Annotated in this window: 21 protein-coding genes and 1 pseudogene; 12 read left to right on the top strand and 10 right to left on the bottom strand. The window is 30.6% G+C overall.

Annotated elements, in window-relative coordinates; all coding sequences use genetic code 11:
* Nucleotides 1–139: 139 nt before the first annotated feature.
* Both FBF20_RS05520 and lon read left to right on the top strand, forming a co-directional pair.
* Entirely contained in the window at nucleotides 140–787 is a 648-nt protein-coding gene (locus FBF20_RS05520; protein ID WP_002852961.1) for an outer membrane protein assembly factor BamD, read from the top strand.
* A 16-nt stretch (nucleotides 788–803) separates the two neighbouring features.
* On the top strand, nucleotides 804–3,179 hold the full coding sequence (gene lon / locus FBF20_RS05515; RefSeq protein ID WP_002853487.1) for an endopeptidase La: 2,376 nt from the start codon (nucleotides 804–806) through the stop codon (nucleotides 3,177–3,179).
* A gap of 59 nt (nucleotides 3,180–3,238) precedes the next feature.
* On the opposite strand, the gene rpsR is transcribed toward lon, so the two are convergent.
* The 10 genes and pseudogenes from rpsR to FBF20_RS05465 form a co-directional block, all read right to left on the bottom strand.
* Nucleotides 3,239–3,499, bottom strand: coding sequence for a 30S ribosomal protein S18 (gene rpsR, locus FBF20_RS05510; protein WP_002853032.1), 261 nt, complete (start codon nucleotides 3,497–3,499; stop codon nucleotides 3,239–3,241).
* A gap of 10 nt (nucleotides 3,500–3,509) precedes the next feature.
* Nucleotides 3,510–4,058, bottom strand: coding sequence for a single-stranded DNA-binding protein (locus FBF20_RS05505; RefSeq protein WP_002890071.1), 549 nt, complete (start codon nucleotides 4,056–4,058; stop codon nucleotides 3,510–3,512).
* Nucleotides 4,059–4,069: 11 nt separating this feature from the next.
* On the bottom strand, nucleotides 4,070–4,444 hold the full coding sequence (rpsF, locus tag FBF20_RS05500) for a 30S ribosomal protein S6 (protein ID WP_002890070.1): 375 nt from the start codon (nucleotides 4,442–4,444) through the stop codon (nucleotides 4,070–4,072).
* 86 nt (nucleotides 4,445–4,530) lie between these two features.
* A complete protein-coding gene (locus FBF20_RS05495) occupies nucleotides 4,531–5,397 on the bottom strand; it encodes a VirK family antimicrobial peptide resistance protein (RefSeq protein ID WP_002859152.1) in 867 nt (288 codons plus the stop codon).
* Nucleotides 5,390–6,496, bottom strand: coding sequence for an RIP metalloprotease RseP (gene rseP / locus FBF20_RS05490; protein WP_002852927.1), 1,107 nt, complete (start codon nucleotides 6,494–6,496; stop codon nucleotides 5,390–5,392). Before rseP ends, FBF20_RS05495 begins: the two co-directional genes overlap by 8 nt.
* A complete protein-coding gene (pgsA, locus tag FBF20_RS05485) occupies nucleotides 6,493–7,029 on the bottom strand; it encodes a CDP-diacylglycerol--glycerol-3-phosphate 3-phosphatidyltransferase (protein WP_002853053.1) in 537 nt (178 codons plus the stop codon). The genes rseP and pgsA overlap by 4 nt, the downstream gene beginning before the upstream one ends.
* A 124-nt stretch (nucleotides 7,030–7,153) precedes the next feature.
* Entirely contained in the window at nucleotides 7,154–7,759 is a 606-nt protein-coding gene (locus tag FBF20_RS05480; RefSeq protein ID WP_002853045.1) for an NAD(P)H-dependent oxidoreductase, read from the bottom strand.
* Nucleotides 7,759–8,380, bottom strand: a pseudogene (locus FBF20_RS05475) (NAD(P)H-dependent oxidoreductase). The gene FBF20_RS05480 and the pseudogene FBF20_RS05475 overlap by 1 nt, the downstream one beginning before the upstream one ends.
* A 63-nt stretch (nucleotides 8,381–8,443) precedes the next feature.
* Entirely contained in the window at nucleotides 8,444–8,869 is a 426-nt protein-coding gene (locus tag FBF20_RS05470) for a GNAT family N-acetyltransferase (RefSeq protein WP_002890069.1), read from the bottom strand.
* Nucleotides 8,870–8,880: 11 nt separating this feature from the next.
* Entirely contained in the window at nucleotides 8,881–9,969 is a 1,089-nt protein-coding gene (locus FBF20_RS05465; protein WP_002890067.1) for a CinA family protein, read from the bottom strand.
* A 98-nt stretch (nucleotides 9,970–10,067) separates the two neighbouring features.
* On the opposite strand from FBF20_RS05465, the gene ileS reads away from it, so the two are divergent.
* The 10 genes from ileS (at nucleotide 10,068) to FBF20_RS05415 (ending at nucleotide 22,579) form a co-directional block, all read left to right on the top strand.
* Nucleotides 10,068–12,821, top strand: a complete 2,754-nt coding sequence (ileS, locus tag FBF20_RS05460; RefSeq protein WP_002890066.1) for an isoleucine--tRNA ligase — start codon at nucleotides 10,068–10,070, stop codon at nucleotides 12,819–12,821.
* Nucleotides 12,815–12,925 carry a membrane protein gene (locus FBF20_RS05455; protein WP_002869114.1) on the top strand — a complete coding sequence of 37 codons (111 nt, stop codon included), beginning with the start codon at nucleotides 12,815–12,817 and terminating at the stop codon, nucleotides 12,923–12,925. The genes ileS and FBF20_RS05455 overlap by 7 nt, the downstream gene beginning before the upstream one ends.
* Nucleotides 12,922–14,283, top strand: a complete 1,362-nt coding sequence (gene gatA, locus FBF20_RS05450; protein WP_002890065.1) for an Asp-tRNA(Asn)/Glu-tRNA(Gln) amidotransferase subunit GatA — start codon at nucleotides 12,922–12,924, stop codon at nucleotides 14,281–14,283. The genes FBF20_RS05455 and gatA overlap by 4 nt, the downstream gene beginning before the upstream one ends.
* A 9-nt stretch (nucleotides 14,284–14,292) precedes the next feature.
* Nucleotides 14,293–15,750, top strand: a complete 1,458-nt coding sequence (gene guaB / locus FBF20_RS05445; RefSeq protein ID WP_002890063.1) for an IMP dehydrogenase — start codon at nucleotides 14,293–14,295, stop codon at nucleotides 15,748–15,750.
* The gene (xseB, locus tag FBF20_RS05440; RefSeq protein ID WP_002853034.1) at nucleotides 15,747–15,920 is read left to right on the top strand and encodes an exodeoxyribonuclease VII small subunit; all 174 of its coding nucleotides are present in this window, start codon (nucleotides 15,747–15,749) and stop codon (nucleotides 15,918–15,920) included. Before guaB ends, xseB begins: the two co-directional genes overlap by 4 nt.
* Complete coding sequence (locus FBF20_RS05435; RefSeq protein WP_002853489.1) at nucleotides 15,913–16,689, top strand: carbon-nitrogen hydrolase family protein; 777 nt, start codon at nucleotides 15,913–15,915, stop codon at nucleotides 16,687–16,689. Before xseB ends, FBF20_RS05435 begins: the two co-directional genes overlap by 8 nt.
* Nucleotides 16,690–16,700: 11 nt before the next feature.
* Nucleotides 16,701–18,674 carry an LTA synthase family protein gene (locus FBF20_RS05430; RefSeq protein WP_168952607.1) on the top strand — a complete coding sequence of 658 codons (1,974 nt, stop codon included), beginning with the start codon at nucleotides 16,701–16,703 and terminating at the stop codon, nucleotides 18,672–18,674.
* Between the two features lie 63 nt (nucleotides 18,675–18,737).
* Nucleotides 18,738–20,036: a UDP-N-acetylmuramate--L-alanine ligase gene (murC, locus tag FBF20_RS05425; protein ID WP_014516795.1), complete on the top strand. Its 1,299-nt coding sequence runs from the start codon at nucleotides 18,738–18,740 to the stop codon at nucleotides 20,034–20,036.
* Complete coding sequence (locus FBF20_RS05420; protein ID WP_002805008.1) at nucleotides 20,029–20,379, top strand: hypothetical protein; 351 nt, start codon at nucleotides 20,029–20,031, stop codon at nucleotides 20,377–20,379. Before murC ends, FBF20_RS05420 begins: the two co-directional genes overlap by 8 nt.
* Nucleotides 20,369–22,579, top strand: a complete 2,211-nt coding sequence (locus FBF20_RS05415; protein WP_079263769.1) for an endonuclease MutS2 — start codon at nucleotides 20,369–20,371, stop codon at nucleotides 22,577–22,579. Before FBF20_RS05420 ends, FBF20_RS05415 begins: the two co-directional genes overlap by 11 nt.
* Nucleotides 22,580–22,581: the final 2 nt, after the last annotated feature.

Here is a 22,581-nt window from a genome sequence, read left to right as displayed (position 1 = left end):
GTTTAATATTTTAACATAAAATAAGCAATAATCATTCCAAAATTTTAAATTATTTAATTAATTTTATTATAATTTTAGAAGAACATAATTATAAAATCGTTAAAATATATATTTTTGAGAATATAAATCAAGGTGAAGTATGAAAAAAGGTATTTTTTTATTGGTTTTTTTAAGTGTTTTTTTTAGTGCGTGTAGTACGAAAAATGATGAAGGTTTATACAATCTTAGTGCTAGTGAGTGGTATAAGCAAATTATTAAAGATTTGCAGGACAAGGATTTGGAAAAAGCTGATGATCATTATAATGGTATGGCAAGTGAGCATGTTGCCGATCCTTTATTAGAAACTACTTTAATTATTTTAGCACAAGCTCATATGGATGAAGAGGAATATAAGTTAGCTGAATTTTATTTAGATGAATATAATAAAAAATTTGGAAATTCACGCAATGCTGATTATATTCGTTATCTTAAAATTAAGGCAAAATTTGATGCATTTGCAGTGCCAAATCGTAATCAGGCTTTAATGCTTGAAAGCCAAAAAGAAATAGATACTTTTTTGAAAGATTATCCTTATACAGAATATGAACCTTTGGTTCAAACAATGCTTACAAAATTTAATTTAGCGGTTTTTTATCTTAATAGTACTATAGAAAATCTATACCAGCGCATAGGGCATGATGAAAGTGCACAAATTTATAAACAAAGACTTCAAGAAAGTGAATTTTATCAGCAAAGTATTATCAAACCTGAGCTTCCTTGGTATAGAAGTATATTTGAAAGATTTTAATAAACAAGGAAAATAAATGCAGATTGAAGAGATACAAAATTATCCAGCAAATTTACCAGTATTGGTTGAAGATGAATTATTTTTATATCCTTTTATGATAACTCCTATTTTTATTAACGATTCATCCAATATGAAAGCTTTAGATCTTGCGATTAAAAATGATAGCATGCTTTTTGTTGCACCTTCAAAGTTGGAAAATGGAAGAAATTTTGATGAAATTTATAATTGCGGAGTGATTGGGACTATCATGCGAAAAGTTCCTTTGCCTGATGGAAGAGTGAAAATACTTTTTCAAGGATATGCCAAGGGTAAAATTATAGAGCAAATTTCTAATAAACCTTTAGAAGCCAAGATAGAACTTATAAAAGAAGACTTTTTAGAAGGAACTAAAAAAGAAGCACTTCTTGAAGTTTTAAAAGAGAAAGTAAAAAATTTGGCAAATATTAGTCATTATTTTTCTCCAGATCTTTTAAGAACAATTGAAGAAGGTTTTGATGCATCTAGGATTTGCGATTTGATTTTAAATACTGTGCGTATTAAAAAACAAGTTGCTTATGAGTTTTTTGTTTTAACAGATCTTGAACAAAAATTAGTAAAATTAATAGATTTAATTGCTCAAGAAATAGAAGCTAATAAAATTCAAAAAGAAATTAAAAATAAAGTACATTCTCGTATTGATAAGGTAAATAAAGAATATTTTTTAAAAGAACAATTAAGACAAATTCAAAAAGAGCTTGGTTCTGATACGCAAAAAGAAGATGAGGTTAGAGAGTATCAAAAGCGTCTGGAGTTAAAGAAGAAATTTATGCACGAAGACGCTTATAAAGAAATCAAAAAACAAATTGAAAAATTCGAACGCATTCATCAAGATAATTCCGAAGCATCGATGATTCAAACTTACATAGAAACAGCATTAGATGTTCCTTTTGAAAAAATTTCTAAGAAAAAACTTGATATTAAGGAAGTTTCAAAACAGCTCAACCATGATCATTATGCATTAAATAAACCAAAAGAACGCATAGAAGAATATTTTGCAGTTAGGGAGCTTTTAGAAAAAAGAAAAATAGCAGAAAAAGATGGTGCTAAAGTTATACTTTGTCTTTATGGGCCTCCTGGCGTGGGTAAAACTTCACTGGCAAATTCTGTTTCAAAAGCTTTAAAAAGAGAGCTTATTCGTATAGCCTTAGGTGGACTTGAAGATGTTAATGAGCTGCGTGGTCATCGTAGAACTTACATAGGCGCTATGCCTGGACGTATTACTCAAGGACTCATAGAGGCAAAACAAATTAATCCTGTAATTGTATTGGATGAAATTGATAAATTAAATCGCAGTTTTAGAGGCGATCCAAGTGCGGTGCTTTTAGAAATTTTAGATCCAGAGCAAAATTCTAAATTTAGGGATTATTATTTAAATTTTAATATTGATTTAAGTAAAGTCATTTTTATAGCAACGGCAAATGATATTAGCAATATTCCTGCACCTTTAAGAGATAGAATGGAATTTATAGAACTTAGCTCTTATACTCCAAGTGAAAAATTTCATATAATGAAAAAATATTTAATTCCAGATGAGCTTAAAAAACATGGCTTAAAATCCAATGAATTATTTATTGATGATGAAACTATAGAGCTAATCATTAGCGATTATACTCGTGAATCAGGAGTTAGAAATTTGCGTCGCAAAGTGGCAGAGTTGTGTCGTAAGAGTGCTAAAAAACTACTTTTAGAAAATATTAAAAAAGTCATTATTAATACAAAAAATTTGAATGAATTTTTAGATAAAAAAGTTTTTGAAATAGAAAAAAATAATGGAGAAAATCAAGTAGGTCAGGTCAATGGTTTGGCTTGGACAAGCGTAGGTGGAGATGTTTTAAAAGTAGAGGCTGTAAAAATTAAAGGTAAAGGAGAATTAACGCTCACAGGAAGTTTGGGTGATGTAATGAAAGAATCAGCTAGAATTGCTTTTAGCATGATAAAAGTTTTAATCGATGAAGGAAAAATAAAAATACCTAAAAAAATAATTATTGATCCTAAAGTTAATGTTTATGATAGTTATAATATTCATATACATGTGCCAGATGGAGCTACTCCAAAAGATGGCCCAAGTGCAGGTATTACGATAAGCACAGCTATTGCTTCTATTTTTAGTGATAAAAAGGTTAAAGCAGATGTTGCAATGACGGGTGAAATAGATTTAAAAGGAAAAGTTTTACCAATAGGCGGATTAAAAGAAAAATTAATTGCAGCTTATAAAGCAGATATAAAAACAGCTTTAATTCCAAGAAAAAATTACGAAAGAGATTTAAAAGATATTCCTAGTGAGGTTAGAGACAATATGGAAATCATTGCTGTTGATACTTTCAGTGATGTTTTAGAATATACTTTGGTTTAACTTTATTTTGAGAATAAATGTATAAGAAAGCAAACTTTTTACAAGTTTGCTTTAAAAGATTATAGTCCTTCAAAAGGATTATTGATTACTTCTTTTCTATCCACTATATAAGGGATAAGAGCTACATGTCTTGCACGTTTGATTGCAACTTCTACCATTTCTTGGTATTTTTTGCTTGTGCCTGTTAAACGGCGTGGCATGATTTTAAATCTTTCAGATAAAGCATGTTTTAACATTGCTGTATCTTTATAATCAATAAATTCAACTTTTGCTTCAGTGTATTTGCAATATTTGCGAGAGTATTTTCTTTTTTCTGCCATAGTTTATCCTTTAAAATGGTAAATTAGTATCATCGCTATCATAAGCATCGATATCAATTTCTTTTAATTTTTCTTCGTGTTGTGGGTTTTGGTTTCTTTGTGGAGCAGGGTTTGCTTTTGCTTTATTAAAATTTTGATTTTCACTCATATAAGGATCATAGCTTTGATTTTCATAGTTTCCACTATAATTGTTGTTTGAAAAGCTATTATTGCCAAAACCGCCTTGTTGTGGAACATTGGAATTGCCAAGCATTTCCATATTTTCAACTTGAATGCTATGTTTAGAGCGATTTTGTCCATTTTGATCACTCCATTGTTCAAATCTCAAACGTCCTTCTATGAGTACTTTTGAACCTTTTGCAAGGTATTGGTTTGCAACTTCTGCGGTGCGACCATAAAAGCTTATATCAATAAAGCAAGTTTCTTCTCTTTTTTCTCCATTTGCGGTAAATCTTCTTGTTACTGCTATAGCGGAAGCTCCAATAGCACTACCGCTTTGTGCATAACGCATTTCTATATCACGTGTAAGATTTCCAACCAAAACAACTTTGTTAAACATCTTTTTCCTTATTAAATTTCAGGAGCATCTAAAGGTTTAATTTCTTTTTTAGATTGCTTAATCCCGTGGCTTAGTTTTTCCCAAGCTGCAATTTCTTTTTTATTTTCATATTTTACGATTAAAAATCTTATTACTTCTTCAGTGATTCTTAACACCCTTTCAAGCTCAGCGATCAAGTTTGTAGGAGCTTTGAAATAAATCACAAAATAAGTTCCTCTTTCGTATTTTTTGATTTTATACGCTAATTTTCTAGTACCCATTGGAACAACAGTTTCAATTTCTGCACTATTTTTGGTTAGGACTTCTTTAACGAATTCCAACTTCGCATTCACTTCCTCTTCAGTAAGTGTTGGTTTTAAGATAAATAAAACCTCATAATGTTTCATCTTTTCTCCTTATGGATATTAAAGCCCATTTTTATGAGCAAGGATTTTGCATAAAGCAAGACTAGATTATATCAAAATATACTTAATTAGTCTTGAATACTTAAGGTTTTATCTAAATTTGTTTTGATTTCTTCAAGCATAGCAAAACGTTTTTTATACATGGAGCGTTTTTGCGAAGGGATTTCTTCTAGGTTTTTTTGAGAGTGGTGGAGTTTATAGTATTTGTGTTTATTGATTTTTATTAATTCTCCACCATTTTCTAGCCAAATTTTTTGATAATCTACAAAATAGCCTTTTTCTTTTCCTTTTTGAGAACGGATTTGATTTTTTTCATGTACACCTAAAGTAGTTTGAAGTTTTAAAATTTCACAAAGCATCTTAGAGCATTCTATAAGTAAAGCAACAGGGCGCAAACCATGACATTTTTTAGTTAAAATTTTATTAATTTCTAAAATATTAAAATCTTTGTATTTATGTCCTTGTATACAAGAAAGTAGAAGATTGTTTTCTAAAGTAAAGCAAAAATTACATTGTAAGATTGTGTATTTTTTAAATTTTAAAGAAAAAGCCCAAAAACCTTCTTCGCAAACATTATAGTTATATCCTAAAAAAAGCTCAAAATCTTCATCAAAAGAAAAAATTATTTGTTCCTCGGGAAGGAATTTAAAACAAGCGAGTCCCTTATCAACATCATAAATAAGTGTTTTAACACGTTCATTTGCTTTAAAACTTTTATCGCAAAATCTTCTTGTAGCATTGTAACAAGCATAGGGTCTTTGAGAGAAAAAGTCTTTTAAATGTTTATTTTTTTCTTTATTAAGCGTTTTTTCTAGAAGTCTTACTTGAGGAAAATATAAAATTTTTCTTGCTTGAAAACGCAAATAGCGCCAAAAGATTATACTTTTTCTTCTATCAGTAAAATTTGGAATAGGGTAGGAAAATTTTTTATTCACCTATAATCCTTGATATATCATTATAAGTTGCAAAGAGCATTAAACTTAAAAGTATTGCCATGCCTGTATAGCTTAAATATTCAAAAGTACGCTGTGGAACTTTGCGTCTAAAAATCATTTCATAAAGATTAAAAAGTATATGTCCTCCATCAAGCATAGGAATAGGTAAAAGATTTAAAATGCCTAAATTTATAGAAATTAAAGCAGTGATAAATAAAAGCAAAGTAAAGCTATTTTGTGCAGCCTTTGAGGTAATTTCAGTCATGGTGATAATACCGCCTAAATTTTTTGCTTCAACTTCACCACTTATGAGTTTTACAATACCCTTGATGATGAGTGTAGAAGCTTGAAAACTTTCTTGTGCGGCATATTTAAAACTTTCTAAACCTTGGTGTTTTACAAGAGTGCTTGTCCCATTTGGACTGACTCCAAGTTGAGGTTTTTCAACGATTTGTCCAAAGTCATTGTATCCTTGTCCTATTTTTGGAGTTAAAATAAATTCTAAATTTTTTCCTTCTCTATTGATTAATATTTTCAAAGGATCTAAACTTAAATGCTTTGAAATTTCATCAAAGGTTTGAATTCTTATACCGTTAATTTCTAAGATAGTATCATTTTTTTGAAGTCCTATTTCTTGTGCAGCAGAGTTTGGCGCTATGTTTCCTATTTGCGGAGCAAGTTTGTTTAGACCTAAATTTCCTATGATAATATAAAGAAAAAAAGCTAAAATTAGATTAAAAAATGGTCCAGCAAAAAGAATATAAATCTTTTTTAAAGGACTTAAAATGCTATAGCTATCTTTGTCTAGATTTTCAAAACCAGGACGCATATCATCTTGTCCTTTAAGTTTAACATATCCTCCAAGTGGTAAAGTGCTTAAGCGATAGTTTGTGCCTTTAAATTCACGCTCTATAAGACTTTTTCCAAATCCTATACTAAAAACTTCAACTTTTACACCCAAAGATCTTGCAGCCAAAAAATGTCCTAATTCGTGAAAGAAAATTAAAAATGAGATGACTAAAACAGTTGCTAAAAATTCAATAGAATAAAATTTAATTCCCAAAATCAAAATAACAATTAAAAATAATAAAGATCTCATTTTTCTCCTTTTTTTTGAGCTTTTATATAAGTATAGATGTATTCAAATCCAGAATAAAGAGTTAAAATCAAAGCTATGTAAAGTAGAATTTCACCGCCTATCCACTCCATGATTAAAAATCCTATCGCAGTCATTTGAAAAGCGGTTTTAAGTTTGCCTGCAAAAGAAGCATTGACATTTAAATTTTCGCTAATCATTACAACTCTAAAACCTGTGATAAAAAATTCCCTTACTAATATAATATAAATTACCCATTCATTAGCTTTTCCTGTAAGTAAAAGCCCTAAAAAAGCTGCTAAAACAAGCATTTTATCGGCTAATGGATCTAAGATTCCACCAAGTTTTGTAGTTTGTTTCCAAGTTCTTGCGATGTATCCATCAAAAAAATCACTTAAAGCTGCTAATGAAAAAGTTAAAGCAGCAAAATAGTTAATCCAACTTTGATGAATATTTTCAAAATGATGAATTAATAAAAAAAATAGCAAAGGCGCTAAAACCATTCTAAAAATCGCCAAGATATTGGGTAAATTCATAACAAGCCTTGTGAAATTAAATGTAAAATTATAATCAAAATTGTATAAAATTTAAGCAAAGACTTAGTAAAAATACAAAAAAGAATCAGTTTATTTTTATTTAAATTTTGCTTTTAAGCAAAATTTAAATAAATTTTACAACTTCATCAAAACTAAAACGATTTTTTTGAGGATTTTTTTCATCGTTGCAATATCCTAAAGCCACCACCAAACTTGATCTTTCTTTTTGAATATCAAGTGATAAATAAGAATTAAGCTTTTGTTTATCAAAACCACCTATAGTGCAGCTTGCTATATTTAAAGCATTAGCACTGTAAAGTATGCTAGCTAGAGCTATATGAGCTTGTTCTCTTGCATAAGATATTTTTTCTTCTTGATTTAGAGATTTTAAAAAAGGCATATAAGCATCTAAGCGTTTTTGAATTTCTGTTTCACTCATATCTCTTTTTCTAAGTTTTTCTTCAAAATAATCCAAAAAATCAAGTCTTGAAATGATGATAATTAACGCAGCGCAATCTTTTACATGTTTTTGCTGGTTGCAAATTTTAGAAAGTTCTTCTTTTCTTTTCTCATCTTGCACTACTATAAATTTCCAAGGTTCTAGTCCTAGGGAGCTTGGGCTTAATCTTGCTATTTCTAAAATAGAATTTAAATCCTCTTTTTTGAGTTTTTCATTTTTAAAATTTCTACAAGAATATCTTGTGCTAAAAATTTCAAGTTCTTTTTTCATTATTTTTCCTTGTAAAATTCGACGACTTCATTAAAATTTAAGCGTTGAGTAGAATATTTTGGTTCATGGGCTTTATATCCTAAGGATAAAATTACAGCAGTTTCAAAAGGATAAGTTAAATTAAGAAAATCATCAACTTTAACTTTTTCAAAGCCACCTATCATACAAGAATCAATACCTAAGCTCATTGCAGCTAGTGACATTTGCATCATAGCAAGATAGCATTGAAGTTGTGCATAATGATAGAGTTCATTATCATTCATTGCATTGGTTTTATGAGTATAAATTTCTAAAATTTTTTGAAAATTTTCTTCGCTAGAACCTGAGAAACGACGCACTTGTTTTTGTGCAAATTCATCTTTGCTTTGAAGATCTTTTCTTGCTAGAAAAATAATATTATGACTCGCACTTGCTACGTTTTGTTGATTGTAACATAGAGTTGAGAGCTTAAGATTATGTTCTTTTTGTTCTAATACTACAAATTTCCAAGGCTCAAATCCATGCGAGCTTGGGGCTAAGACTCCGCTTTCTAAGATAAAATGCAAATCCTTTTCATTGATTTTTTTATCATTAAAAAAGTTTACAAGCTCTGCGTTTTGAAATTAGTTCTTTAAAATTCATTTTATTCCTTAAAATCAAAAATAATAATATTAATTATAAAATGCAAAGCTTAATCAAAAAATATTATAGTTTGATATTTTTCTTAAAAACAAAACCAGATTTTTCAAAACCCATTTTTTGGATATAAAATTCATGAGCTTGTGTTCTAAAAAAACTTGAACTTAGTTCTAATTCTTCATATCCTTGATTTTTTACCCAAATTTGGATTTTTTTCAAAAAAGCTTGACCTATACCTTTTCCTCTTAAAGTTTCATCTACGACAAAATCACAAATATAAAGACAATGATTATGATAAAGTACATTAAAGGGCATGACTCCACAAGCTGCTTTGTAGCTTCCCTCATTTTCATAGGCAAAAAGTTTATAATGTTGAGTTTGTGTAGCAAGTTGGAATTTATCTAAAAAATCTTTCAAAGATAGGTTATTTCTTAATTGTTTTATCAAGGGATAAATTTTTTCCAAGTCTTCTTTTAGCTTAATTTCTTTCATTTTTAAATCCCTTAAATTTCAAAAATCTCAGGTTTTAATTTTAAAAGTAGGCAAAAAGTTGCCAAAACAGCTTGTTCTTGCATAAATTCACGATCTCCATCTAAATAAAGCGTTTCTTGGATAAAAGTTCCATCTCTAAACATTGCACCTATATAAATAGTGCCTGATTTTACCAACCCTTCATCTTGCTCTCCCGTAACACCGCTAATAGCTAGTGCAAAATCAGGTTTTGCGGTCTTAAAGATACCTTTAAGCATAAAATACACACAACGCTCGCTGTATTCGCCTTGATTTTCTAAAATGCTTTCGCTAATTCCAAGCCATTCGTGTTTGATGCGGTTGGAATAACTTATAATAGATCCTTCAAAAATTTCACTTACACCTGAAATTTTGGTTAAGGTGCTTGCACAAAGTCCACCTGTGCAACTTTCAGCAAAAGAAATTTTTAATTTTTTTTCTAAAAGTTTAGAGCTTATAAAATGTATAGGATCTTTACCTAAAAATACCTTTTGTCCAAAAAGATTTTTTACGCTATTTAAAAAACCATCAAGTTTTCCAAAATTAGCGCAAGTGGCCTTAATAAGCACAAGATTATCTAAAAACTTGGTTGATTTTATACTTATCTCATAAGATTTTGTTAGGGTTTGCAGTAGTAATATAGCGCTTTCATCATCCATGCCAAAAATGCAAAAATATGCAAAATTTAATTTTATATGCCCAAGAAGATCAGGTAATTTTTCGCTTGGATTTATTTTAACGACATTAATTTTTGAATTTGAAAAATTACATACAAAGCTATTTTTACTAAATTCTGCTTTATCTGGAACCAAGGTATCATCTTTTAAGATAAGATTATCATCATTTAAAGTTGCTAAAATTTTAGCAACAGTCGCATAATGCAAAGGGCTTGTAAATAAAGTGATAAAATCATACTGATTTAAGAGATTTTCAAGCAAAAAGGGTAAATCTTTATCGGTTTTATTTTGTATGCGAATTTCGTTAATTTCTTTAAATTTTTCTTCATAAGTTCTATAAATATAATTTTTGAATTTTTCGTTTATAGTAAGCTCATCTCCTATAAGATAAAGCAAATGTTTCATAAATTTTCCTTTTTTTCTTATAATTATAGCCAAAAACAAAGTAGAAATTAAAGCTAATTTGAGTAGAATTTAAGATTATTAAAAATTAGGTGGAAAAAATGGACTACAAAGAAACTCTACTTTTGCCCAGCACTACTTTTGCTATGCGGGCGAATTTAGCGGAACTTGAACCGCAAAGATTTAAAAAATGGTTTGAGCAAAATTATGCTTATGAAAAAATGAAAGAAAATCGCAAAAATGCGAAAAAAGGTTTTACCTTGCACGATGGCCCCCCTTATGCTAACGGACATATTCATATAGGACATGCTTTAAATAAAATTTTAAAAGAAACTATTATCAAAACGCATTATTTTAAAGGTGAGAGTGTGCGTTTTACTCCAGGGTGGGATTGTCATGGTTTACCTATAGAACAACAAGTAGAAGTAAAGCTTGGAGAAAAGAAAAAAAGCTTAAGCAAGAAAGAAATTCGTGAGTTTTGCAGACAACATGCGAGTGAATTTGTAGATATCCAAAGAGAAGAATTTAAAAATTTAGGCATTATTGCGGATTGGGATAAGCCTTATTTGACTATGAAATTTGAGTTTGAAGCAGCGATTTATAGAACTTTATGTGAGATTGCTAAAAAAGGCTTACTTTGTGAGCGTTCTAAACCTGTTTTTTGGAGTTGGGCGGCAAAGTCAGCTTTAGCGGAAGCTGAAGTAGAGTATCAAGATAAAGAAGATTATTCTATCTTTGTGGCTTTTGATTTAGATGTAAAAGCTTGCGAAAAATTAGGCGTTTCAAAAGCAAGCGCAGTGATATGGACAACTACGCCTTGGACTTTGGTGGCTAATCAAGCTATAGCCTTAAATCCTAACGAAAATTATGTGATCACTAAAGAAGGTTTGATTTTTGCAAGTGCTTTGCTTAAAAGCATGGTAGAAAAAGGACTTACAAGTGGAGAAATTCAAAAAGAATTAAACGCAAAAGAATTTGAAAAACTTGAAGCTATCAATCCTTTAAATGGAAGAAAATCTGTTTTAATTATGGGCGAGCATGTATTGATGGATGGTGGAAGTGGACTTGTACATACTGCACCAGGACATGGCGAAGATGATTACTATGCTTGTTTGAAATACGGTATTGAAGTTTTAATGCCTGTTGATGATAGTGGATGTTATGATGAAACTTTAAGAGCTAAAGGGCTTTTGCCTTCTCATTTGCTTGAAGAGTTTATAGGTCTTCATATTTTTAAGGCCAATGAAAAAATTTTAGAACTTTTAGGCGAAAAACTTTTACATTCTTCTAAATTTATACACTCTTATCCATTTTGTTGGAGAACGCATAAGCCTGTGATTTATAGAGCTACTAAACAATGGTTTATTTTAATGGATGAACCAAAACTTCAAGGAAAAACTTTAAGAGAGTGTGCAAAAGAACAACTTTTAAAAACAACCTTTTATCCGCAAAGTGGGGTAAAAAGAATAGGTTCTATGGTGGAAAATCGCCCAGATTGGTGTATTTCAAGACAAAGGGACTGGGGAACGCCTATAGCCTTTTTTAGAGATAAAAACACTAAAGAAGTGATTTTTGATGATGAACTTTTTGACTTTGTAGCAGCTATTTTTGAAAAACACGGTGCTGATGCGTGGTGGGAGTTTGAAATCAAAGATTTAATTCCTACAAATTCAAAATACAAAGCTGAAAATTTAGAAAAAGTATATGATATTTTAGATGTTTGGTTTGATAGCGGAAGTACTTTTAATGCAGTTTTAAATAGCGGACTTTATGACGCAGGAGAAAAAAGAGCAAGTATGTATTTAGAAGGAAGCGATCAGCATCGGGGTTGGTTTCAAAGCTCTTTGCTTGTAGGTACAGCGATCAATGAAAGCGCACCTTATGAAAGCATTTTAACTCATGGTTTTACCACCGATGAAAAAGGGCAAAAAATGTCTAAATCTAAAGGCAACGTGATCGCTCCTGAATATGTAGCAAAAACCTATGGAGTTGAAATTTTAAGACTTTGGATACTTTTAAGTGATTATTCAAGTGATTTAAAAATTTCAGACAATATCTTAAAACAAGTGGGCGAACAATACCGCAAAATAAGAAACACTATAAGATTTTTACTTGCCAATACAAATGACTTAAAAGATTTAGAAGTTAAAGAATTTAGTTTTATTGATAAATGGATATTAAGCCGTGCAACTAAAGTTTTTAAAGCAAGTAAAGAAGCATTTTTTGCTTATGAATTTGCTAAAGGTTTTAGTTTGCTTTTAAATTTCTTAAGTGCGGATTTAAGTGGGATTTATCTTGATATCAGTAAAGATAGGCTTTATTGTGATAGCGAAAATGCTCAAAGAAGAAAATCTGCTCAAGTGGCTATGGCTTTGATAGCAAAAGAGCTTTTAAATTTACTTGCTCCAAATTTAAGCTATAGTGTAGATGAGGCTTTAGAACATGCTAATGTTTTAATCAAAGGCGATGCAAAAGATGTATTTGATCTAAGTTTAACTCAGGATTTTGATTATGATTTTGGTATAGATGATACATTTTTAATGAGTGCTAGAGAGAAATTTTTTGAACAAATTGATATACTTAAAAAAGATAAAATCATTAAATCTACTTTGGAATTAAATTTAAACATCAGTTTTAATAAATTCCCAAATGAGGAATTAGCCGATTGGTTTATGGTAAGTCAAATCAGCAATGAAAATGAAGAAATTTTGGCTGAATTTGAAGTAGAGAATGAGAAATTTAAAATCACCAAAGCTTCACTTTGTAAATGCCCAAGATGTTGGAAACTTCAAAGTAAAGATGAAGAAACACCTTGTTTAAGATGTGAAGAAGTTTTAAAAGGGATTCAATGCTAGAAAATCCTATTCCAAATAGCATTATCATCACAACTATAGCGGTGGTTTTGGCTTTTAGTGCTTTAGCAGTATTTTTGATCAAAAAAACAAAGGAAAATAAATGATAACTTTAAAAGAAGCTTTAAAATACTCCAAAGAAGAACTTGAAAATTTAAAAAAAGAACTCAATGAAAAAGCAAAAAAAGAAAAAAAAATAGGTGCTTATATCGAACAATTTTTAGATAAAGACTTAAGTGTTTCAGGTGAAGGTGTGCCTGTAGCTATAAAAGATAATATCAGTGTAAAGGGCTGGGAGCTTACTAGTGCGAGTAAGATTTTACAAGGTTATATCGCTCCTTATGATGCAAGTGCGATTGTTAATTTAAAAGCTAATGGTTTTTCTCCTTTTGGGCGTTGCAATATGGATGAATTTGCTATGGGAAGTTCAACAGCGAGTTCTTATTATGGCAAAACTTTAAATCCTTTAAATTTTGAGCGTGTGCCAGGTGGTTCAAGTGGTGGAAGTGCTGCTGCGGTAGCGGGTGGCTTGGCTTTGGCAAGTTTGGGTTCTGATACAGGAGGATCTGTACGTCAGCCTGCAGCTTTTTGTGGTTGTGTAGGATTTAAACCGAGTTATGGAAGAGTGAGTCGCTATGGTTTGGCTTCTTATTCTTCAAGTTTGGATCAAATTGGGGTTTTAACGCAAAATGTAGAAGATGCGGCAATTTTATATGATGCGATCGCAGGATATGACAAAATGGATAGCACGAGTGCAAATATCGAGTTTATCAAAACCGCTCCAAATTTAAATGCAAATAAAAAATTAAAAATTGCAGTGATTGAAAATTATGTCAATGATGCAGATAGTGAAGTAAAAAACGCACTTTTAAAAACCATAGATATGTTAAAAGCTAATGGACATGAGATTGTATATAAAAATTTGCTTGATTCTAAGTTTGATATTGCGGCATATTATATCATCGCAACAGCTGAAGCAAGTGCAAATTTAAGTCGTTATGATGGGGTACGTTATGGCAAGCGTTCTGAAAATATCCAAAATTTAAAAGAAATGTATGTAAATACACGCAGCGAAGGTTTTGGCGAAGAAGTAAAAAGAAGAATTTTGTTAGGAACTTTTGTTTTAAGCAGTGGATATTATGATGCGTATTATATCAAAGCACAAAAAGCTAGAGCTTTTATCAAGGCAAAATATGAAGAAATTTTGCAAGATTGTGATCTTATTTTTATGCCTGTAACTCCTACAACGGCTTTTAAATTTGATACTCAAAAAAGCCCTATGCAAACTTATTTAGAAGATGTTTATACTATCTCTGTAAATTTAGCAGGACTTGGAGGCATTAGCGTGCCTGTTGCAAAAGATAAAGAAGGGCTTAATATATCAGCACAACTGATTTGCAAAGCTTATGATGAACAAACCTTGTTAGATGGGGCTTTAAGTTTAGAACAAATGATTAAAAATTAAGGATAAAAGATGAAAATTGTAAAAAGAGCTTTAACTTTTGAAGATGTATTATTGCGTCCTGGGTATTCTGAAGTTCTACCCAAGGAAGTAAAAATTCACACTAAACTAACAAAAAATATCACTTTAAATATGCCTTTAATCTCTGCGGCTATGGATACCGTTACCGAACACAGAGCTGCTATCATGATGGCAAGACTTGGAGGACTTGGGGTTATTCATAAAAATATGGATATAGCTTCACAGGTTAGAGAAGTAAAAAGAGTAAAAAAAAGCGAAAGTGGAGTGATTATCGATCCTATTTTTGTAAGTCCTAAGGCAAGTGTTGCGGAAGCTTTAGAAATCATGGCAGAGTATAGAATTTCAGGTGTTCCTGTAGTAGATGAAGATAAGAAACTAATAGGCATACTTACCAATCGTGATTTAAGATTTGAGAGTGATTTTTCAAATTTGGTTGAAAATGTTATGACTAAAATGCCTTTAATCACTGCTCCAAAAGGTTGTACTCTAGATGATGCGGAAAAAATTTTTAGTACCAATAAAGTAGAAAAACTTCCTATAGTTGATGAACAAGGACGCTTGGAAGGACTTATCACTATAAAAGATCTTAAAAAACGCAAAGAATATCCTGATGCCAATAAAGATAATTTTGGAAGATTGCGTGTGGGTGCGGCTATAGGAGTAGGGCAAATGGATCGTGTGGATGCTTTAGTTGAAGCTGGCGTTGATGTTGTTGTGCTTGATTCTGCGCATGGACATTCTAAGGGTATTATTGATACAGTAAAAGCAATTAAGGCTAAATATCCAAATTTAGATCTTATCGCAGGAAATATCGCCACTGCAGCTGCAGCAAAAGCACTTTGTGAAGCAGGAGTAGATGCGGTTAAAGTAGGTATTGGGCCAGGAAGTATTTGCACTACACGTATTGTTTCAGGTGTGGGTGTGCCTCAAATTTCAGCCATTGATGAGTGCGTAGAAGAAGCAAATAAATTTGGCGTTCCTGTGATAGCTGATGGTGGGATTAAATATTCAGGTGATATTGCAAAAGCTTTAGCTGCAGGTGCGAGTTCTGTTATGATAGGATCGCTTTTAGCTGGAACGGATGAGAGTCCAGGAGATCTTTTTACTTATCAAGGAAGACAATATAAGTCTTATCGTGGTATGGGTTCGCTTGGGGCTATGCAAAAGGGAAGTTCAGACAGATACTTTCAGCAAGGTACTGCTCAAGATAAACTTGTTCCTGAAGGTATAGAAGGGCGCGTTCCTTATGTAGGAAGTATAAGAAGCGTGGTGCATCAACTTTTAGGAGGTTTGCGTTCTTCTATGGGTTATGTTGGAGCTAAAGATATAGAAGATTTTCAAAAAAGAGCCGAATTTGTTGAAATTACCACTGCAGGGCTTAAAGAAAGTCATGTACATGATGTTACTATCACTCATGAAGCACCAAATTACAAGGTCAATCATCAATGAGTTTTGAAGAAAATTTAAAACACGCTAATGAATCTTTGGAAAAATTAAACAATCAAGAGCTTGCCTTAGATGAAAGTGTAAAAATTTACAAAGAGGGTTTAGAAAGTATCAAAAAAGCAAGACTTGAGCTTGAAAAAGCAAAATTAGAAGTGGAGCAAATCGATGAGTAAAATAGCGGCTTTACAGTTTCCAACTTTAGCTTTAAGTGAATCAAGGCTTGATTATTATCTCAAAGCTTCAAAAGACAATGGGGCAAATTTAGTAGTTTTGGGCGAATATGTGATCAACAGTTTTTTTACAGAACTTTTGCATATGCCAAAAAATATGATAAAAGAACAAAGTGAAGCTAAAAAAGAAAGCTTGATTAAACTTGCTAAAAAATACGAATTAGAAATCATCGCTCCTTATGTAAGCGTTGAAGCTAAAAGTTATAAAAAACTTTGCTTAAAAGTGACTCCAAATGGTGTTAAAAGTTATGAACAGCAAATTTTAATGCCTTATGAACATTGGAATGAAGAAAAATTTTTCAGCAACAAAACTCCATCAGAATTAAAAATTTTTACTTTTAATTATGAAAAATTAAAATGTGCTTTACTTTTTGGTTTTGAGACGCATTTTGATATTTTTTGGCAACAGATTATGGCGAAAAAAATTGATTTGGTTATCGTTCCTAGTGCTTGTACCTTTGAAAGTAAACAAAGATGGGAAGAACTTTTAAAAACAAGAGCTTTTTTAAATTCTACAAGCATTTTAAGAGTAAATCGCATAGGCAAAACAAAAGATGAGTGGAATTTTTACGGCGATACTCTGTTTATCAATGCTTTTGGCGAGATAGAAAGTAAATTAGGTTCTGAAGAAGAAATGCTTATCATAGAGCCTAAAAAAAGTGATGAAGCAAGAAAACTTTGGGGTTTTGATAAAATTCTTAAGAATTTTTAAAGAAGGTAAATATGAGAAAAATTTTACTTCAAATTTTTATTTTTAGCGTATTATTTATAGTAACTTTTGCCATTAATCGTATTTTAATGCAAAATTCTTTCATCCCTACAGGTTTAATTAGTGATAAAAATGAAATCTTTTTAATGTATCTTTTAGGTGTTTTTCATGATATAAGATTTTTAAGCGCAGCGTTTTTACCATTCTTGCTTTGTGGTTTTTTAAGTTTAATTTTTTCTAATATAAAAATAAATAATAAATTAGTAATATATAGTAAAAATTTTTATTTCATTTTTTCAAGCGTTTATATAATTGTTCTTTCTTGTCTTTGTATAGGATTTTCTTATGCAAAATACTATTATTACGAAATTTACAAGACTAAATTTGATATTTTTATGTTTACTCTAAAAGATGATAATACAAAAACTATTTTAAGTATTATTTATCATGATTATCCAATTTTAAAAATTTTAGCTTTAATGTTGATTTTTGGAGTTTTTGTATTTTTTTTAAATTTGAAAATATTAAATTTAAAGCTAAAACCTGTTAATTTAAGATTATTTCCCTTGATAGCTTTAAATTTAATATTAATTATTGTTTATGTTATAGCCTTAAGGGGCCCCTTTAAGCATGTGGCTATAAATGTACAAAATTATTCTTTTAGTGAGTATAGTGTTGTAAATGATACAATGTTAAATCCAATTATGGCATTTTCTTGGACTTTAAAACAATATAAAGAAGAAGCGGCTTTGAAGGTTATCACACCTTTGAAAGCACAAGAACTTAAAGAAAAACTTTTTGATTATTTGCATCAAAGTCCTATAAATCTAAAAGCTGAAAAGAATCATCCTAGTGTATTTGTTAACTTAATGGAAAGTTTTGGGCTTAATTTGGCTGATTTTACAAATACAGAACATAATTTTTTAGGTTCATTAGATAAACATTTTAAGCAAGATTTTTTATTCAAACGCTTTTTGAGTTCTAGTAATGGAACTATACCAAGTTTTGCAAACTTATTTTTTGTAAGTCCATTTTCTAATATTTCTACAAGTAAATTTCAGAAAACTTATTTGGATTTAACACCTATTGCTGTTTATAAGAAAGCAGGATATAAGGTGATTTTTGTAAGTGCAGGTAATGGATCTTGGCAAAATATTAAAAATTATCTCAGTATTTTGGGAGTAGATGAGATTATAGATGAAAATATTTTAATGAAAGAGTATAATGGAGCAAAAGATAGTGAAAATGGTTATGGGATAGCTGATGAGTTTTTATATAAAAAAGTTTATGACTTGCTTCAAAAAAATCCACACAACACCCTTATAATTGCTCTTACCATATCCAATCATCCACCTTATAAAATTCCACAAAATGATTTGCCAAAATTACAAAACATTCCACAAACTTTGCTTAATATGCTTCCTTATGAAAAAGATAAACAAGATAATATTATCAAAGCTTATACTTATGCAAATAATGAATTTGGAAAATTTCTAGATAAAGTAAAACAAAGTCCATTTAAGAATAGTGTTATTATAGCAGCAACTGGAGATCATAGAGTACGCGAAATGAGTATGGATTTAAATTCCCAAAAAGCTTTTGCTTATAGTGTACCTTTTTATCTTTATATTCCTAAGGATTTGCAAGATAATATTTATTATGATAAAGATCGTGTAGGATCTCATAAAGATATTTTTCCAACTCTTTATGCTTTAAGTTTAAATAATGTTAAGTATTTAAGCGTAGGCGGAAGAAATATGTTAGCAAGACCAAATGATGAGAAATTAGAATTTGGGATCAACGATGCTGTATGGATTGATAAAAAAGGTATTTATAGTGGCGGTAAAGGGTACTATTTTGAAAGTAATGATACTTTAAAAGATATGAATAAAGCTTTTAATCTTGATGGTTATACTAAAGACTTTGATAAATTTTATAGAGAGTTAAATTTATATCAATTAGCCGAGCGTTTAGGCATTTCAAAATAGGATTTATATTTTCTTTTTAGTAAAAAAGTGCTAAAATTTAGCCTTTAAAGTATAAAGGTTTAAATGATGCAAAATATCCATTTTATCGGCATAGGCGGTATAGGAATTTCCGCTTTAGCAAGATTTTTAAAAGAAAAAGGTTTTAAAATTAGCGGAAGTGATCTTAAAGAAAGTAAAATCACTAACGAACTAGAAAAAGAAGGGGTTAAGGTCAGTATCCCTCATCATAAAGACAATATTTTAAACAAAGATTTAGTTATTTATTCTGCTGCTATCAAAGAAGAAAATCCTGAATTTAAACACGCTAAAGAATTAGGCATTAAATGTCTTTCACGCAAGGAAGCCTTACCTCTTATTTTAGAAGATAAGCGTGTTTTTGCAGTTGCAGGAGCACATGGAAAAAGCACGACTTCAAGTATTTTAGCTTCTTTACTTGATGATGCTTCTGTGATCATCGGAGCGATTTTAAAAGAATTTGGTTCAAATATGATTTATAAGGAAAGTCAAAACCTTGTTTTTGAAGCTGATGAGAGCGATAGTTCTTTTTTAAATTCAAATCCTTATTTGGCTATAGTTACCAATGCGGAAGCAGAGCATTTAGATCATTATGGTAATGAAGTTTCAAAACTCCATTATGCTTATACGCAGTTTTTAGATACGGCTAAAATTCGCGTGATTAATGCTGAAGATGAGTTTTTGAAAAATTATAAAAATGAGTCAATCAAGCTTTATCCAAGTAAAGATATCAAAAACTGCACCATGTGTATAGAAAATTTCAAACCTTTTACAAGCTTTGAGTTAAAAGATTTAGGTGAGTTTAAAGTTTTTGGTATGGGATATCATTTAGCCCTTGATGCGTCTTTGGCGATTTTGGCGGCTTTAAATTTCTTAGATATAGAAACGATAAGAACTAGGCTTAAAAATTATCAAGGTATTAAAAAGCGTTTTGATATTTTACATGCTGATGAAAATTTGGTTTTAATCGATGATTATGGTCATCATCCCACCGAAATAAAAGCGACTTTAAGTGCAGCACAAGAATACGCAAAATTAGGCGGATATAAGAAAATCACAGCTATCTTTGAACCCCACCGCTACACGCGTTTGGCTGCAAATTTAAAGGAATTTGCAAAGGCTTTTGAAGGTGTAGACGAGCTTATAATTTTACCTGTTTATGCTGCAGGAGAAAAGCCTATAGAACTTGATTTAAAAGCGGTTTTTCCTAAGGCTTTATTTGTAGAAGATATCAAAAGAGAGGGTAAATTTTTGGTGGCTTCTAAGGGGCAAGTTTTTGAAGAAGGGCTTATTATAGGTTTTGGCGCAGGAGATATCAGCAACAAATTAAGGCAAAAGAATGAGTAGGTTTTTTTTATATCTTTTAATCATCTTAATTTTAGCCTTAATCACTTTTGCTTTGCGTGAAAAATTAGGCAAAAAAACTAAACCTTTTTTTGGTATTTTACTTGTGATTTTTATTGTTTTAGCAGTATTTTTTGAATTTGAAAACACACAAAAAAGTCATTTAAGAACAGATATTATCGTAGCTTTTAATCAAAATAAAAATATTTTATGTAAAGATATCAATGTTTCTAAGGCGTATTTTAATTATGAATTTGGTACAGGAAGTTTTATTTCAAAGGATAATAATCAAAGTTTTAATTCTTTAATCATAGATATTAAAGATTGTAGGTTAAATGATGAATGATACAAAAGAAGAATTGATCTCAAAGCTTGATTTAAACAGCTATTTAGAAGAGTTTAAAGCCCTTTTTGCAAGAGATAAGGAGATTTTTTTGCAAGGAGATTCTAATCTCCATTTTAAACGTATACATGAGCTTTGCGAGGTGGAATTTCCTACTATACCAGAGCTTAGCAATCTTGATAAAGCCTTAGTTCATTTAAGCAAGCAAGGAATTTTACATTTAGATGAAATTTTTGAATTTGTAAAAATTTTTCGTTATTTTGAAAAGTTAAAAAAAATAAAACTAGGAACAAATTTAGACTCTTGGCTACAAAAGATAGAATTTGTTAGCGGGGCTTTGGAGCTTTGTTTGAATTTCGATGAAAAAGGGGAGTTAAAAGAAAGTTTAGATGAAAGACTTGTAAATCTTAATGCCGCTCTAAGATTAAAAAATGAAAGCATAATAGCTGAGTTTAAGAAATTTTGCTATACAAAAGCTTTAATGCCTTATCTTATCGATACACAAATCCATCTTATAAACAATCTTGAAGCCTTGCTTGTAAGAGGCGGGTTTAATCACGCTATTAAAGCAAAAATCATAGGCAGAAGTAATGGCGGTGGCTTTTATATCGTGCCTTTAAGTGTTGAAAATTTGCAAAATGATATAGAAAAAATCAAAAATCAAAAAGAAGAAATTTATTATGAATACGCTAAAAATTTCTCAGCTTTTTTAGCAAAAAACCTACCTTTTTTAAAATTTATCAATACAGCCTTTGATCTTTTTGATCATTATAGTGCTAGGGTTTTGCTTGCTAAAAAAAAGGATTTTGAATTTGTTTTGTGTGATCAAAGTACAGATTTAGTGCTTAAAAATTTCGCTCATCCTGCCTTAAAAAATCCAAAAAGCGTGAGTTTGGAATTTAAAAAACAAGTTTTAATCATCACAGGGGTAAATGCAGGCGGAAAATCCATGCTTTTAAAATCCATGCTAAGCGCAGCATTTTTAGCTAAACATCTTTTGCCTATGCATATCAAAGCAAGTGAAAGTAAAATTGGTACTTTTAAAGAATTTGATGCCATCATAGAAGATCCGCAAAATGTTAAAAACGACATTTCAACTTTTGCAGGAAGAATGTTGCATTTTTCTAGACTTTTTTCTAAGAAAAATTTGCTTTTAGGTATCGATGAAATAGAGCTTGGAACAGATTTTGAAGAAGCGGCTTGTTTGTATAGTGTGTTAATTTCAAAACTCATAGCTAATAATCTTAAAATCATCATTACTACACACCACAAACGCCTTGCTATGCTTTTAGCAAAGAATGAGCAAGTTGAACTCATTGCTGCTTTATATGATGAAGAGCTTTCACGCCCAAAATACGAGTTTTTAAAAGGTACTATAGGAAAATCTTATGCCTTTGAAACCGCTTTGCGTTATCAGATTCCGCCGAATTTAGTTAGCGAGGCTAAAAAGCTTTATGGCGAGGATAAAGAAAATTTAGAAGAGCTTGTGGGTAAAAATATCAATCTTGAATTAGAACTAAAAGCTAAGCTTGAAAATGTTGAGAAAAAAGAGCAAAAAGTCGATGAAATTTTACTTTCTTTAAAAGAGCAAAAAGAAAAAAATGAACAAGAATTTCGCACGAGTTTGAGAAATTTAGAATTTAAATTTCACAAAGCCATAGAAGAAGCTAAGAAAACCATACAGCTTAAAGACACAAAAGATAAGCAAAGAAGCCTTAATAAAGCCAATGAACTTAAAAAAGAAATCATCTTGCCAAGTATGGAGCAAAACGAAGAATTGCGTGTGGGGGATTTTGTAAAATATGAAAAAATTAAGGGTAAAATCATAAGCATTTCTAAAAACGATGCTATGGTTGAAAGCGATGGGATCAAACTTCGTGTGCCTTTAAAACTGCTTAAAAAAAGTACTCCTAAACCTAAAATAAGTCCAAAAACAAGTATTAGTGTAACAAAACCAAGCAATCTAAGTGTAACTTTGGATTTGCATGGACTTAGGAGTGATGAGGCTATTTCAAGGCTTGATAAATTTATTTCAGATGCTTTGCTTGCAGGCTTTGATGAAGTTTTAGTTTACCATGGTATAGGAACAGGAAAGCTTGCCTTTGCTGTAAGAGAGTTTTTGAAAACTCATAAAAGTGTCAAGGGCTTTAATGACGCACCGATCAATCAAGGTGGCTTTGGTGCTAAGGTGGTGAGATTATAAGG

It is taken from the genome of Campylobacter sp. CFSAN093259 (assembly GCF_012889985.1).
In the GTDB taxonomy this organism is placed as follows: domain Bacteria; phylum Campylobacterota; class Campylobacteria; order Campylobacterales; family Campylobacteraceae; genus Campylobacter_D; species Campylobacter_D jejuni.
Note: the sequence above shows the minus strand (reverse complement) of the source record. Positions and strands in the feature narration are given on the sequence as shown.